Source organism: Bradyrhizobium sp., assembly GCF_016462955.1.
Taxonomy (GTDB): Bacteria; Pseudomonadota; Alphaproteobacteria; order Rhizobiales; family Xanthobacteraceae; genus Bradyrhizobium.
On sequence record NZ_JAEMSD010000142.1, the window covers coordinates 334 to 14500 of the forward strand.

The following is a 14167-nucleotide window of genomic DNA, read 5'->3' on the forward strand; positions in this document are numbered from 1 at the left end:
ATATAGGCCAGCGTCAGGAACTCGAACTTCTCGAAATCCCCCGCCTGCCCCACCAGCAGGATCTCGCGCCGCAACGCCGCCTCCTCCACCAGCGTGCCAGGCAACAGCAGGCGCGCATCGTCGAGGCGCTCGATCGCGAACGATGCCTCGGCGCGCGCGAACAGCGCGCCCTGAACCAGCGCGACCTGTCCGCCCAGACCGGAAGCAATCGTCCGCGGCTTGATGTCCTTGAGCAGCTCCCGCGCTTCATCCTGCCGCCCCTCGACATAGGCAAGCGCACCGTTGAGCAGCCGCTCGTCGACGTTCATCTTGTCGCGCGGCAGCTTGCGGACGATCTGCGGCGCACCGCCGCTGAGCAGGTAGATGACGACGGCCTGGCCGTTCTGCGGCTTGCTCCACACCGCGGGATCGGCAGCGAGGAACTTCTCGCCGATCTGCCGGATCAGCGTGATATGACTGCCATGCGCGGCGGTGTCGCCATTGGCGATCCCGTCCTGCACCGCCTGCAACGCGCGGACGAGCTCGTAGGGTTCGCGGCCCTGGGGCGCAGGCTGAGCAAGCGCATTCGCCGCCATGAACGGCAGCAGCAACAGCAAGGCGCCGCGGTGCAGCAGCCTGATCAAGGGCGCTTCTCCCGGATCAGGATCTCGATCCGGCGGTTCTGGGCGGCCGCCGGGTCGTTCGGAAGCTTCGGCCGACGGTCGGCGTAACCTTCGATATGCTCGATCCGCCGCGCATCGACGCCGGAGCGAACCAGCATGTAATAGGCCATCTGCGCACGCGCCGTCGACAGCCGCCAATTGTCGTAGGTGTCGGACCGATACGGCCGATTGTCGGTATGGCCGCGCACGATGATCAAGCCCTGGCGCCTGGTCAGCAGCGGCCCGATCTTGTCGATCACGCGGATCAACTCGGGACGCGGCTCCGCCGAGCCGACCGCGAACATGCCGAAGCTCGCATCGTCGGTCAGGCTGACCAGGAGCCCTTCCTCGACCTGACGCACCTCGGCCGACGGCCCCGCCCCCGCTTTGATGTCCGACAGCGCGTCCGCTATCGCGGACTGAAGCTGCTTGAGGGTCGGTTGCTGCGTTTGCGACGCATCGCGCGCTTCGGGCTCCTTGGCCGTATCGTCGGAACGCGACTGCGGGGCGGCATTGGCCTGGACACCAGCCTGGCCGCTGCCCTCTCGAGAGGATTGCGCCGCTGCAGGGCCCGGCGGCAGCAGGGGCGACAGGCTCGTCGATGAGTTCTCTGCGTTCGGCGCCACGCTTCCGCCGGCATCATCCGTCCTGCCGCGGCGCGGCTGCGCATCTGCCTGTCCTAGACCGGACGCGCTGTCGCGCGCAGACGCATTCGGCTTCGGCTCGCTGTCGACGAAGCGATCGGCGTCCTTCGCCTGCGGAGCCAGTCTCCAATAGCCGGGATCGAAGGGGTCACGATAGGCGTCGCCGCCCTTGAGGCCGTCCTCTTCGGCGGACGTCAGAGCGCCGGCACGCCGCTGACCCGTGGACTGGTTCGCGCTATTGGCGATCTCGGAGAGCGTCGCATAGGGATCGCGGAACAGGACCTTCTCCTCGTAGGACGCCGGCTTCTCGGCCGTCGGAGAGTCGCCGCGGCGTTCCTCGCTCGGCCCGGCCGGCTGACGCTTGCCGTCCTGGCCCTCGAACGACGCCGGCTCCTTCTGGGAGAGATCCTTGAGGCCCTTCGGAGCAGGTGCGTTCTCCGCAAGCTTGATCGGGTTGAAATAGCTCGCGACGACCTGCTTCTGGTCCTGGTTGAGCGCGTTGAGCAGCCACATCACCAGGAAGAACGCCATCATCGCGGTCATGAAGTCCGCATAGGCGATCTTCCAGACCCCGCCGTGATGTGCCTCCTCGGCGAAGGCGCTGCGGCGGCGGACGATCACGATCTCATGCTTGACCTCTTCCATGGCGAGCTACCGGCGCGCTTGCTTGAGCCGTTCACTCCAGGCCGAGAGCTGCGTCTCGATCACGGTCTGGTCAGCGAGGACCCGTACTTCGAGAGTCTCGGACGTCTCGTACACGATGCCCGCTCGCCTGGATGCCTCGAGCTGCGTCCTCACGAGGTCGAGCAACTCGCTCGGGCCGGTGACCTTGAACGCCGGCACCGACGAGTTGCCGGTCAGCGCAGAGATCTGCTCGACCAATGATCCGATCGCCTTGTCGCGCACGGCCTCGCCGAGGAACGGCAACAGGATCCGCGCAACGGAGCTGGCGATGTTGGCCTCGATCTCGCGACAGGCGCCCTCGAAGCCATTGACGAGAGTTACCGCCTGCTGGTCGGACCATTTGGCCCGCTCCTCGCCGAGCCGGATCGCGCCGCGGACGCGCTCCTCGGCCAGCTTGGCGTCGCCTTCCGCGAGGCCGGCCGCATGTCCGCGCCGATAGGCATCGTCCAGGAGATTGGCCGGCGGAGCTTCCGTCGCGGCGGCCGGAGATGGCGGGGCCTGAAGCTGCGGCGGCGCCTGGATCTGAGGCTGTGGTTGAGGTTGCGGCTCGCGCCGGGCTTCCTTCGGCCTGGTCAGCACGTCCTGGATTTTCGGCGACGCAGGCGGCTGCGACTTGACCCGTCCATTCGCGTCGAACTGCGTCAGGAATTTTCCGATTGCCGCGTTCATGCCGCCTCCTCGCGTCGCATCCAGTCCTTAAGGATCGCTGCCGCCTGCATCTGATCGAGCCGGACGATCTGCTCCAGCCGCTTCTGCGGCGTTCGCTGCATCTTGCCTTCGAGATCTTCGACGAGGTTGAGCTCGGCGTCCTCGCTGTCGGGTAGTGCAAGGGCTGCGGCGGCCTCGAGCTGGGCGGCCTCAGCCGCCTCGACCTGCTCCTGCTGCGCGCGATGGGTCAGAATTCCGTTGACCGCGGGCCGAAGCCCGAACCAGACCAGCATTGATGCGACGGCCAGGATCGTCACTGCGTTGATGACGCTGCCGAGCTGCTTGTTGATCATCTCGACGAAGCTGATCGGCGGCACCGGCGCCAGCTCACGCGAACCCTCGATGAAGTCGACCGCCGTCACCTGGATCTGATCACCGCGCGTCTTGTCCAGTCCGCCCGCGGTCGCCGCCAGCTGACTGATTTCGGCGAGCTTGCTGTCGACGATGGCCTGGTTGCTCTTGTCGCCGAGATCGGCGATCAGCCGCGTACGGTTGACCAGGACGGCGATGAACAGCTTCTTGACCGTATAGCCGTCGCTCACCGTCGTGGTGGTCTTGGACGAGACTTCAAAATTGGTGACGTCCTCGCGGCGCGTCTTGTCCTCGCTGGAGTTCTTGCCGCCCCCGGCATTCACCTGCTGATCGGGCAGATTCTGCTGCACCGTGGTCGGCGTCGAACGGTCGGCGTTCTGCGAAGACTCCTTCTCTCGCACGGCCCGCACCGACCGCTCGGCCCGGCTCTCGGGATCATAGACCGTCTCGTTGGTGTGCCGCTTGTCCGTGGACAACTGCGGCGCGACGCTCACCTCGAAATTGTCGAGGCCGAGATACGGCGTCAGCGCCTTACGGATGTTCTCCTGCACCATACCACCGACCGTCTTCTGCAGGCTCGCCATTTTGGTCGGAGCGGCGCTGGCCTCGTCCTCTTCGGCGAGCAGCATCGAGCCGTCGGCATCGAGCACCGTCACCTTGTCGCGGCTCATCCCTGGGATGGCGGCGGCGACGAGATGCCGGATCGACTGCGCCGTGCGTGCCTCGATCGCGCCGTCTGTGCGCAGGACGACCGAGGCCGACGGTGGCTGCTGCGTCGCGCGAAACGAGCCGCGCACCGGCAGGACGATATGGACCCGTGCCGCCTTCACGCCCTTCATTAACTGAACGGTGCGGGCGATCTCGCCCTCGAGCGCACGCAGCTTGGTGACCTCCTGCATGAACGAGGTCAGACCGAGCGAGCCGATCTTGTCGAACAGCTCGTAGCCGGAATTGGCGCTGGCCGGCAACCCCTTCTCGGCGAGCAGCATCCGCGCCTGCATGGTCTGGCTCGGACGCACCGAAACCGCATCGCCGGCGGAATTGACGTCGAAGGCGATGTTCTGCTCGCGCAGTGCCGCGCCGATGCGTGTCACGTCTTCGCGGGTGAGGCCTGTATAGAGCGTTTCGAACTCGGGCCGGCTGAGATAGTAGGCGCCGCCGACGACGGTGACGAGGACTGCAAAGCCGATCAGCCCCAACGCCATCAGGCGTCGCGGCCCAAGCTCCAGCAGATTGTTGAGCAGTTGCTGTACCTGCGCACGACTGAGCATATGACCTCGTACCAATGCGAACGGTGAGGACAGTCGGCTGCCAACCTTGTCTGAAGGTTGCGCGAGGACACGAGTGTATCGGTTCGCAGGTACTGCGTTGCAATTTTACAAGGAGCTCGGGTGACGCGATCGATCGGGCATGCGGACGCGCCGGCGCATCCTGGTGCGATCGGCTGCGGCGCATCTTATGTGCTCTGGCGTCGGGTTCGGGTGCCGGCACGTCCCGTGCCGTCGCGCCCGCCGATCACGGCGGAGACCGTGCTCCCGAAGGGAGCACGGTCGTTTTCGAAAGCGCCGCTTAGCCGCGGAACAACGACAGGATGCTCTGGCTGTTCTGGTTGGCGATCGAGAGCGCCTGCACGCCGAGCTGCTGCTGGGTCTGCAGCGCCTGGAGGCGGGTCGATTCCGCGTTCATGTCGGCGTCGACGAGCTGGCCGACACCGCGATCCACGGAGTCCATCAGGGTCTTGACGAACTCCGAGTTGGTCGAGATGCGGTTCTTGACCGCACCGAGATCGGCAGCGGCCGAGGCCACCGAGTTGATCGCAGCGGTGACCTTCGAGATGTAGCCATCGAGCGTGGTCTGGTCGGCCGCCGAGTCGGTCAGCGCAGAGATGTTGATCGTGTCGACCGAGGCGCTGGCGGCCACGGTGTCCAGAATACCGGTCTGCGTGGTGGAGTAGAGCGTGTAGTTGGCGGTCGTGATGGTGATTGACCCGATTGTCGGGGTGCCGCCGACGCGCGAGTAGGACGAAACGAGGTTAAAGCTCGTCGGGGTGGTACCCGTCGTCGTGCTCAGCCAGTTGATGCCGTTGAAGGTGGCCGAATTGGCCTTCAGCTTCATGTCCTGCTGGATCTGGGTGATGTCGGCCTGGATCTTGGTGCGGTCGATACCCGCGGTCTTGGCTTCGACCAGCAGCGCCTGGAGCTTGGTCAGGCCGGATTCCTTGTCGCCGATCACCGAGGTCAGGGCGGTATATTCGGTGTCGACGGTCGCGGCGGAGAGGCCGAGCGAGTCGGAGACCGCGGAGAGCGCTGCGTTATCGGAGCGCATCGAGGTTGCGATCGACCAGTAGGCGGCGTTGTCCGACGCGGTGGCGACGCGCTGGCCGGTGGAGATCCGGTTCTGCGTGGTGGCGAGTTGGGCGCTGACAGACCGCAGGGTCTGGAGCGCGGTCATGGCGGAGGAGTTGGTGAGAAGACTAGAACCCATTTTGATGTCCCTTTGGAGATTGTCTTGAATGAGGGGACATACCGGGCTTGCACCGGTACGGCAGAGCGGCGTCATGCCTTTGGGCGCCCGCAAACGCGGGTTCTAGGCCCAACCTGTCGTAGCGGCGAGATTAGCGGGCGAGGCTTGTGCGGAGCTTGTGGCTCTGTGCTCTGCCTGCAACAGGCTAGCCGAAACGGCGGCGCGCGGCACGCCAAACGACAAGGGCCGCACTTCGCGAGAAGCGCGGCCCTTGCTTCGATGATGTCCGTCTTAGCGGAACAGCGACAGGATGCTCTGGCTGCTGTTGTTGGCGATCGATAGCGCCTGCACGCCGAGCTGCTGCTGCACCTGCAGGGCGGCCAGACGGGTGGACTCCGCGTTCATGTCGGCGTCGACGAGCTGGCCGACACCTCGGTCAACCGAGTCCATCAGCGACTTCACGAAGTTCGTGTTGGTCGAGATGCGGTTCTTGACGGCACCGAGATCGGCGGCGGCGGAGGCCACTGAGTTGATCGCCGCAGTGACCTTCGAGATGTAACCGTCGAGCGTGGTCTGGTCGGCGGCCGAGTCGGTCAGCGCGGAGATGTTGATCGTGTCGACCGACGCACTGGCGGCAACGGTGTCCAGAATGCCGGTCTGCGTGGTGGAGTAGAGCGTATAGTTGGCCGTCGTCACCGTGATCGAGCCGATGGTGGGCGTGCCGCCGACGCGCGAGTAGGACGACACCAGGCTGAAGCTCGTCGGAGTGGTGCCGGTCGTGGTGCTCAGCCAGTTGATGCCGTTGAAGGTCGCCGAATTGGCCTTCAGCTTCATGTCCTGCTGGATCTGGGTGATGTCGGCCTGGATCTTGGTGCGGTCGATACCCGCGGTCTTGGCTTCGACCAGCAGCGCCTGGAGCTTGGTCAGGCCGGATTCCTTGTCGCCGATCACCGAGGTCAGGGCGGTATATTCGGTGTCGACGGTCGCGGCGGAGAGGCCGAGCGAGTCGGAGACCGCGGAGAGCGCTGCGTTATCGGAGCGCATCGAGGTTGCGATCGACCAGTAGGCGGCGTTGTCCGACGCGGTGGCGACGCGCTGGCCGGTCGAAATCCGGTTCTGCGTGGTCGAGAGTTGCGAACTCACAGACCGCAGGGTCTGGAGTGCGGTCATGGCAGTCGAGTTCGTAAGCAGGCTTGACATTGCGAATGTCCCTTTGTTGTACGCGATACATTTTCACGAGGGGACATACCGGGCTTTCACCGGTACGGAGGGGCGGCATCATGCCTTTGGACTGGTGTGGGTGGGGTCCAACCCGCCGTACCGCATTGCTAGCACGCCGAATCTTGCCTCCAGCTTAAGACAGGACGAAATTCCGTAGCAAAATCATATGGTTAATTATTACAGACTGCTAACCATATCCGGCGCTTATTGCTTAACCATACCCGCCGCGCCTGCGATCGCCACTGTCACGAGAACGACCGCACCAGTCCGGAGGCGAGCAGATTCCAGCCGTCGATCAGCACGAAGAACAGCATCTTGAACGGCAACGCGAGGATCGTCGGCGGCATCATCATCATGCCCATCGACATGGTCAGCGTCGCGACGATCATGTCGATCACCAGGAACGGCAGGATGATGAGGAATCCGATCTCGAAGGAGCGCCTGAGCTCGGAGATCATGAAGGCCGGAATGATGACGCGCAGATCCACCCTCTTGTCGTCGAACTTCCTGCGGAAGCTCTCCGCGGCGAGCGATTCGAAAGTCTGGAGATCCTTGTCCCGGACATGGGCCAGCATGAATTCGCGGAACGGGTCCGTGATCTTCAGATAGGCCTCCTCTTCCGAGATCTCGTTCTTCATCAGCGGCTGGACGCCGGTTTCCCAGGCCCGGTCGAAGGTCGGCGCCATCACGTAGAAGGTCATGAACAGCGCGAGGCTGATCAGGACCAGATTGGCCGGCGTGGTCTGGAGGCCAAGCCCTGCGCGCAGGAACGACAACGCCACCGCAAATCGCGTGAAGCTCGTCACCATGATGAGCAGCCCCGGCGCCACCGACAGCACCGTGATCAGCGCCATCAGCTGGATGATCCGGCCGCTGGTCGAACCGTTTCCCGGCGGCAGCAGGGAATTCAGGTCCGGGATCTGGGCCAGCGCCGCTTCGGGCAGCACGGCCAGAGCCAGCGCGAGCAGCAGGACTTTCACTCTCACTGGATCACCAGCGTCTCGATGATCAATTCGCGGACCTTGCCCGACGAGCGGATGTTGGCGCGCTCGGTCAGATCGTCACGCAGATGCTGGAGCCCGCGCGATCCCTCGAACTGCGCGACCGTCGCCGACCGCAGATAAGTCACGATGTCTTCGCTGATATGGGCGGCCAGAATGCCGGCGTCCTCGTCGCTCATGCTGTCGGTCACCATGGAGGCTTCGATGCGCGCCCAGTTGTTGGCGGGCGCGGCGAGATTGGTCACGATCGGTGAGAGTTTCCTGAGTCGCGCGCTGCCGGCGTAACTCGAGGCGATGGGCGGCGCCGCGGCGCCCTTCTTCGCGTCGGCGACGCGCTCGGCGGTCGCGATCAGATGCAGACCGGCAACGGCGCCCGCGCCGATCGCGATCAGGGTCAGCGCGAGGATGGCGGCGATCAGGCGCATGGCGCCCCCTGCCATCGCGGCGAGATCCGGCCGGCTCGTGCCTCAGAACGGTGCCACGGCGTCATAGATCCGGTGTCCCCATCCAGGCTGCTGCACGTCCGACAGATTCCCGCGCCCGCCATAGGACACGCGCGCTTCGGCGATCTTGTCGTAGGAGATGGTGTTGGTCCGCGAGATGTCGCGCGGACGCACGATGCCGCCGACCTTGAGCACGCGCATCTCCGTGTTGACGCGAAACTCCTGCGAACCGCTGATCATCATGTTGCCGTTCGGCAGCACGTCGGTGACGACGGCCGCGATCGACAGTCTGATGTCCTCGGTGCGGTCGATCTGGCCGTTACCCTTGATCTGGGTGTTGGTACTGAGATTGGCATTGGCCTGGCCCGTGTCGTTCCATCCGGCGATGTCCATCAGCCAGTCGAGCCCGAACTTGACCTGCGAATCGCGCGAACGGCCGGTCTTGTTGTCGAGCTTGGCCTTGTCCTGCATCGAGATGATCACCGTCACGACGTCGCCAGTGCGGCGGGCGCGCGGATCGCGGTAGAGATCGGTGCCGTCGTCCCAGGTCGAGCGATAGCTGACGGGCGTGCGCATGCGCGGCGTCACCGGGATCGGATCGGCCTGCATCCGCAGGCCGCTGCCGACGGGCGACATCTGCGGACCGATCAGGACTTCGGCCGGATCATGGTAGCATCCGGCCAGGAACACGGATGCCGCGAAGAGTGAAAGGATGAGGCTCGGCTTGTTCATCTATCTGGTCTTTCCGTCGTCCACGCGACGCATGCCGCCGAGCAGGTCGGCGAGATGCGCCGCGCGTGCCGTGTCCATCTCGTTGAAGATCGCGCTAGAGCTCCGCGGGCTGAGCTTGGCGAGCACGGCGGCAGCGGTCTCGTCGCTCATGCCGGCGATCTGCGTCGCCGCAGCTTCGGGCTTCATGCGCGAATAGATTTCGATCACGCTCGCTTCGGCCTTCTTCAGGAAGTCGTCGCGCAGCGCCATCCACTTCTCGTATTCGGCGCGCTTGGCCTCGACTTCGGCGATGCGCTCGCGCAGCAGACTCTCGGCCTTTTCCAGCTCCTTGAGCTGCCAGGCCAGCCTTGCATCGACCGCGGCATCGCCGACGTTGCTGCAGAACAGGGCGATTTCATTGTCCGGGGCCGGCGCGGCCTGCGGCGGCGCGGACTTCGGCGGCGCCGTGACGCTGCCGGGCTTGGCCGGACGTATCGGCGCGGGTGTCGGCGTCTCCGGACCCGGCACCGCACCGGTGACGGCGGGTGCTGACTCTTCGGCCGCCCATGCCGTCGCCCGGACCAAAGTATTGTCGGCTGGCATCGGCGGCGCCGGCGATTGCGGCTTCTGCGATCCAGGGGCGCGCGCGCGGGCGAAGGAGAGCAGGTTCAGCGGCTTCGACGACTTGGCTTCCTCCAGCGCAAGCCCAGGCGAGGCGCTCGCGAGCACCAAAGCTGCGGCCAGCAGGAGGAGTTTGGCTCTGTGTTCCAGCTTCAGCATCGGGCCGTGTGCGATTCTCGCTTCAGACCTGAGCATTGAGCGACCAAGCTTGCACGGCGCTTGCGCATCATTGCACGATGACATCGGCCTGGAGCGCGCCTGCCGTCTTGATCGCCTGGAGGATCGCGATGATTCCCGACGGCTTCAGGCCGATCTGATTCAGCCCGCGCACTAGGCGCTGGAGATCGACCCCGTTCAGGATCGCCACCTGCGATCCCGCCTCGTTGGCTTCGACCACGGTCTGCGGCACGACCACCGTCTGTCCTCGCGAGAACGGCGCCGGCTGGGAGACGACCGGCATCTCCGTGACGCGGACCGTCAGATTGCCGTGGGTCACCGCAACGGTCGATATCCGCACGTCGCGGCCGATGACGACCGTGCCGGTGCGCTCGTTGATCACGACCCGTGCCGGCGTGTCCGGCTCGACGACCAATTCGCCGATCTCCGCAAGGAACCGGACCGGGCCGATATGGCGGGGCTTCGACAGCACGATGGTGCGGAAGTCGCGCTCGAAGGCGATCTGCGCGCGATAACGACCACCGGCATACCGGTTGATGGCATCGAGGATGCGCGTCGCGGTGACGAAGTCCGGGTTCTTCAACTGCAGCACCAGGAACTCCATCTCATGGAGGCTTCCGTGCACCTCGCGCTCGACCAGCGCACCGTTGGGAATGCGCCCGGCCGTCGGCGTACCCTGGCTGACGTTTTGCGCTTGGCCTCCGACGCTGTAGCCGGCGACTGTGATGGCGCCCTGCGCCACCGCATAGACGGCGCCGTCCGCGGCGCGCAGCGACGTCATCACCAGCGTGCCGCCGAGCAGCGAGGTCGCATCGCCGAGCGAGGACACGGTGACATCCATGCGTTCGCCCGGCCCGATCGAAGGCGACAGGTCCGCGGTCACCATCACGGCCGCGACGTTGCGCGTGCGCAGTGTCGTCGGACGCGGGGGGTTGTTGGTGCTCGTGGTCTCGTTCCTGACGTTGATGCCCATGTTCTCGAGCATCGATTGCAGGGACTGTTCGGTGAAGGGAGCGTTGCGAAGCGTGTCGCCCGTGCCGTTCAGGCCGATGACGAGGCCGTAACCCACGATCTGGTTTTCCCGCAGGCCCTTGATGTCCGCGATATCCTTGACGCGGACGGCGGCCTCGGCGCTGGCGGCCGACAGGAGCAGGACGAGCGCGAGCAAAAATCTGATCATGACCCGTCCACGACCTTGACGGTGCCGTCCGGCTGGACGACGCCCTTGATGATCACCCCGGTGTCCGTATTGCGCACCGGAATCAGGGCGCCCGAGGCGCCCGATTGCATCGCCGAGCCGTAGGTGACGATGGACAGGCCGCTGTCCTCGACAACGACCTTGACCGTGGCGCCGCGCGCGACGGTCCAGGGGTCCTCGACCGCATTGGTCGGAATGGGCTGGCCTGGAAACAGCGCGCGTCGCGCCATGCGGCCGACCAGGACCTGGCGCCCCTCGATGAACATGGCCACGCCGAGCAGGCTCGGCGCGAAGGCGCGCTCGGTGATCATCTCCTCCCGGATCAGCTCGCCGGCGCGGATCGAGACGGCCGGCACGGGAAGCCGCTTCTCCTCGGCCGCTGCGCCGCGCGCCGCGACGAAGACCAGCAGCGCGGCGGCCACCCCGCGCATGATCAGGCCCACTCTGTTCAACATCGAGACACCAGGACTAGCGCATGCCCTTCGAGACGGTCTGGGCCATTTCATCCGAGGCCTGGATGACCTTGGCATTCATTTCGTAGGCACGCTGCGCCGAGATCAATTCGGTGATCTCCTTGACCGGGTCGACGTTCGAGGCTTCGAGCCATTTCTGGTTGATCTTGCCGTAGCCGGCATCGCCGGGCAGACCGACGACCGGCGTGCCGGATGCCGTGGTCTCGCGGTAGAGATTTCCGCCGAGCGGCTCCAGGCCTGCCTCGTTGGCGAAATTGGCGAGGTTGAGCTGGCCGATCTGGCGCGGGTTGACCTCCGTATCCAGCTTGGCAAACACCTGGCCGGTGGCGTTGACCGTGACCTCGACCGTCCCCTGCGGCACCGTGATCGCGGGATCGAGGAGATAGCCATCGATCGTGACGAGTTGGGCGTTGGCATTGGTGTTGAACGAGCCCGCGCGGGTGTATTGCACCTCGTTGTTCGGGCCGAGCACCTGAAACCAGCCGCGGCCGTTGATCGCGAGGTCGTAGGGATTGCCGGTCTGCGTCAACGCGCCCTGGATGTGCAGCTTGCGGATCGCAGCCGACTTGACGCCGAGACCGAGATTGGCGCCTTCCGGAATCGGCGAGGAGCCGTTGACATTGGCGACGCCCTGCATGCGGTCCATCTGGTAGAACAAGTCGGTGAACTCGGCCCGCGCCCGCTTGTAAGAAGTCGAATTGATGTTGGCGATATTGTTCGCGATGACTTCGATGTTGGTCTGCTGGGCGTTCATGCCCGTGGCCGCGATGGCGAGCGATTTCACTTTATTTCATTCCTTCCGATCAGATCGACATCCGGACGACTTCCTGGTAGGCCTGCACGACCTTGTCGCGCACCGCGACCGCCGTCTGCAGGGCCTGCTCGGCCGACATCAGCGCCTCCACGACGCGGCGGGTCGATTCCTTGCCCTGCATCGCGGAGATCGAGGCGGCCTCGCCTGCCTTCAACGTCCCGATCGCGTCGCTCGTCACCTGCTTCATCACCGCCTCGAATCCGACCTCGTCACTCGACTGGATCGCGGTGGCCGCGGCGGGCGAGACGGCCTGCGTCTCGGTCGCGCGAGTCGTCGCCTGGCCGGCGGAAATCGCGGTGGATGAAATCGCTTCGATCATTGTCAGCTCCTCAGAAGGTCGATGGTCATGCCGAGCATCGACCTCACCTGTTTCACGACCTGGAGATTGGCTTCATAGGATCGGTTGACTTCCCGCATGTCGGCCATCTCGATCATCATGTTGACGTTCGGCAGCTTGACGTAGCCGGCCTTGTCGGCAGCAGGATGCCCCGGATCGTACTCGACGCGGTAGGGCGTTGTGTCGACCCCGATCTCCTTGACCTTCGCCAGCTGCGTGCCCGAGGCGCGATCCATCGCGGCATCGAAGGTGATGGTCTTGCGCTGATACGGATCTGCGCCGGCCGTGCGCCCCGAGGACGTGGCATTCGCGAGATTCTCCGAGACGATGCGCATGCGCGTCGACTGCGCTTCGAGCCCGGAGCTCGCGACAGTCAGGGAAGCGCTCAGTGAGTCCAGCATGTCAATTCACCTCAGCCCTTTGCGCTCGACAGGACCATGCGGTGAAACGACCGCACGATCGCAGCGTTCATCGAATAATCGCGATTGACATCGCTGCCCTTGATCATTTCCTGCTCGAGGCTGACGGAATTGCCGGAGTGAACCACTTCCCAGCTGTCCTTCTTCGCGGTCGCCCGCGTATCGGTCTCGACCGCGGACAATTGCAGGTGGGATGGCGACGTCGTCGCGAGCCTGACCGGCGTGCCGTCGAGCACCTTGTCGAAGGGCTCGACGTCGCGCGCACGAAAGCCCGGCGTGTTTGCGTTCGCCACGTTGGTGGCGATGGTCGATTGGCGCAGTTCGAGGTACCGCGCCTGCGACGATGCGAGTTCGAAGAGGTAAAGCGGTCCCACGACAGCCCCATTCTGATCCGTTCGGGAGGAGCCTAGGGCGTTAAGCTTTCGTCAAGCTGTTGGTCCGGACGTCATCCTCGGAAATCTACTGCGCGTTCTCGGTCCGCCGCGCCTGCTTCGACTGCAGGAAGTAGATGATCTCGGCGACGGGACGGAAGAATTCCGCCGGAATCACCTGATCGACCTGGACCGCCTCGTAGAGTGCGCGCGCCAGCGCCTTGTTCTCGATCACCGGAATCCGGTTCTTCTCGGCGACCTCGCGGATTTTCAGCGCGATCACGTCCATGCCCTTGGCCACCACGAGCGGCGCGGGATTTTCCTCTCGGTTGTAGCGCAGCGCGATCGCGAAGTGGGTGGGGTTCGCGATCACCAGCGTCGCGCGCGAGGCCGAGGCGATCATCCGCTGCCGCGAGCGGTCGCGCGCCAGCGAGCGCAGCCGCGCCTTGATCAGCGGATCGCCCTCGGCCTGCTTGTGCTCGTCCTTGATCTCCTGCTTCGTCATGCGCAGCTCGCGCCGCCAGTGGAAGCGCGCCCAGGCGAGATCGACCGCAACCAGGACGATGGTGGCGATGCAGATCGCCGAGACGATCCGCATCGCAATGCTGAGGATCATCTCCGGCAGCGCGACCGGATCGGTGTACATTGCCTCGAAAGCCCTCGCTTCGGACGCGCGCAGCACGAAAGCGACGACGGCGGTCACCGCGGTGAGCTTGAACAGCGACTTGGCGAACTCGATCAGCCCTTGCGTTCCGAACAACCGCTTCCAGCCGCTGACCACAGAGATTCGCGACAATTCCGGCTTGATGCGTTCGAGCACGAGGCGCGGCGCGTTCTGCAGCAGCGAGGCGGCGAGGCCGAACGCCACCAGGATGACGAGCAGCGGCACCAGGAACCGCAAGGCCTGGAGGCCGATCACGGCGAGCAGG

16 protein-coding genes and 1 pseudogene are annotated in these 14167 nt (G+C 65.0%); all 17 read right to left on the reverse strand.

Going from position 1 to position 14167, the window contains the following annotated elements:
* Positions 1-623 (reverse strand): annotated as a pseudogene (locus JHD07_RS16480) (chemotaxis protein); the annotation flags it as partial.
* Positions 620-1930: a MotB family protein gene (locus JHD07_RS16485; RefSeq protein ID WP_291624002.1), complete on the reverse strand. Its 1311-nt coding sequence runs from the start codon at positions 1928-1930 to the stop codon at positions 620-622. The gene JHD07_RS16485 and the pseudogene JHD07_RS16480, both read right to left, overlap by 4 nt.
* 6 nt (positions 1931-1936) lie before the next feature.
* Positions 1937-2638, reverse strand: a complete 702-nt coding sequence (locus JHD07_RS16490) for a hypothetical protein (RefSeq protein ID WP_291624003.1) — start codon at positions 2636-2638, stop codon at positions 1937-1939.
* Positions 2635-4260 carry a flagellar basal-body MS-ring/collar protein FliF gene (gene fliF, locus JHD07_RS16495; protein WP_291624005.1) on the reverse strand — a complete coding sequence of 542 codons (1626 nt, stop codon included), beginning with the start codon at positions 4258-4260 and terminating at the stop codon, positions 2635-2637. Before fliF ends, JHD07_RS16490 begins: the two co-directional genes overlap by 4 nt.
* Positions 4261-4558: 298 nt before the next feature.
* Positions 4559-5473, reverse strand: a complete 915-nt coding sequence (locus tag JHD07_RS16500; RefSeq protein WP_291624007.1) for a flagellin — start codon at positions 5471-5473, stop codon at positions 4559-4561.
* Between the two features lie 270 nt (positions 5474-5743).
* Complete coding sequence (locus JHD07_RS16505; protein ID WP_291624009.1) at positions 5744-6652, reverse strand: flagellin; 909 nt, start codon at positions 6650-6652, stop codon at positions 5744-5746.
* Between the two features lie 266 nt (positions 6653-6918).
* Complete coding sequence (gene fliP, locus JHD07_RS16510) at positions 6919-7659, reverse strand: flagellar type III secretion system pore protein FliP (RefSeq protein ID WP_291624011.1); 741 nt, start codon at positions 7657-7659, stop codon at positions 6919-6921.
* Positions 7656-8099 carry a flagellar basal body-associated FliL family protein gene (locus JHD07_RS16515; RefSeq protein WP_366864633.1) on the reverse strand — a complete coding sequence of 148 codons (444 nt, stop codon included), beginning with the start codon at positions 8097-8099 and terminating at the stop codon, positions 7656-7658. The genes fliP and JHD07_RS16515 overlap by 4 nt, the downstream gene beginning before the upstream one ends.
* A 42-nt stretch (positions 8100-8141) precedes the next feature.
* Positions 8142-8849 carry a flagellar basal body L-ring protein FlgH gene (gene flgH, locus JHD07_RS16520; RefSeq protein WP_291624015.1) on the reverse strand — a complete coding sequence of 236 codons (708 nt, stop codon included), beginning with the start codon at positions 8847-8849 and terminating at the stop codon, positions 8142-8144.
* Positions 8850-9608 (reverse strand): MotE family protein, encoded by a 759-nt coding sequence (locus JHD07_RS16525; protein WP_291624017.1) that lies wholly within the window; start codon positions 9606-9608, stop codon positions 8850-8852. It abuts the gene before it with no gap.
* 67 nt (positions 9609-9675) lie between these two features.
* Positions 9676-10806, reverse strand: a complete 1131-nt coding sequence (gene flgI, locus JHD07_RS16530) for a flagellar basal body P-ring protein FlgI (protein WP_291624019.1) — start codon at positions 10804-10806, stop codon at positions 9676-9678.
* The gene (gene flgA / locus JHD07_RS16535; protein ID WP_291624021.1) at positions 10803-11279 is read right to left on the reverse strand and encodes a flagellar basal body P-ring formation chaperone FlgA; all 477 of its coding nucleotides are present in this window, start codon (positions 11277-11279) and stop codon (positions 10803-10805) included. Before flgA ends, flgI begins: the two co-directional genes overlap by 4 nt.
* A gap of 13 nt (positions 11280-11292) precedes the next feature.
* Positions 11293-12081 (reverse strand): flagellar basal-body rod protein FlgG, encoded by a 789-nt coding sequence (gene flgG / locus JHD07_RS16540; RefSeq protein WP_035670189.1) that lies wholly within the window; start codon positions 12079-12081, stop codon positions 11293-11295.
* A 19-nt stretch (positions 12082-12100) separates the two neighbouring features.
* The gene (locus JHD07_RS16545) at positions 12101-12430 is read right to left on the reverse strand and encodes a flagellar hook-basal body complex protein FliE (protein WP_291624026.1); all 330 of its coding nucleotides are present in this window, start codon (positions 12428-12430) and stop codon (positions 12101-12103) included.
* Between the two features lie 2 nt (positions 12431-12432).
* Positions 12433-12849, reverse strand: a complete 417-nt coding sequence (gene flgC / locus JHD07_RS16550) for a flagellar basal body rod protein FlgC (protein ID WP_291624028.1) — start codon at positions 12847-12849, stop codon at positions 12433-12435.
* Between the two features lie 11 nt (positions 12850-12860).
* Positions 12861-13241, reverse strand: a complete 381-nt coding sequence (flgB, locus tag JHD07_RS16555; RefSeq protein WP_291624030.1) for a flagellar basal body rod protein FlgB — start codon at positions 13239-13241, stop codon at positions 12861-12863.
* An 85-nt stretch (positions 13242-13326) separates the two neighbouring features.
* Positions 13327-14167, reverse strand: an 841-nt coding sequence (locus tag JHD07_RS16560; RefSeq protein WP_291624032.1) for an EscU/YscU/HrcU family type III secretion system export apparatus switch protein, incomplete at its 5' end; no start/stop codon positions are given.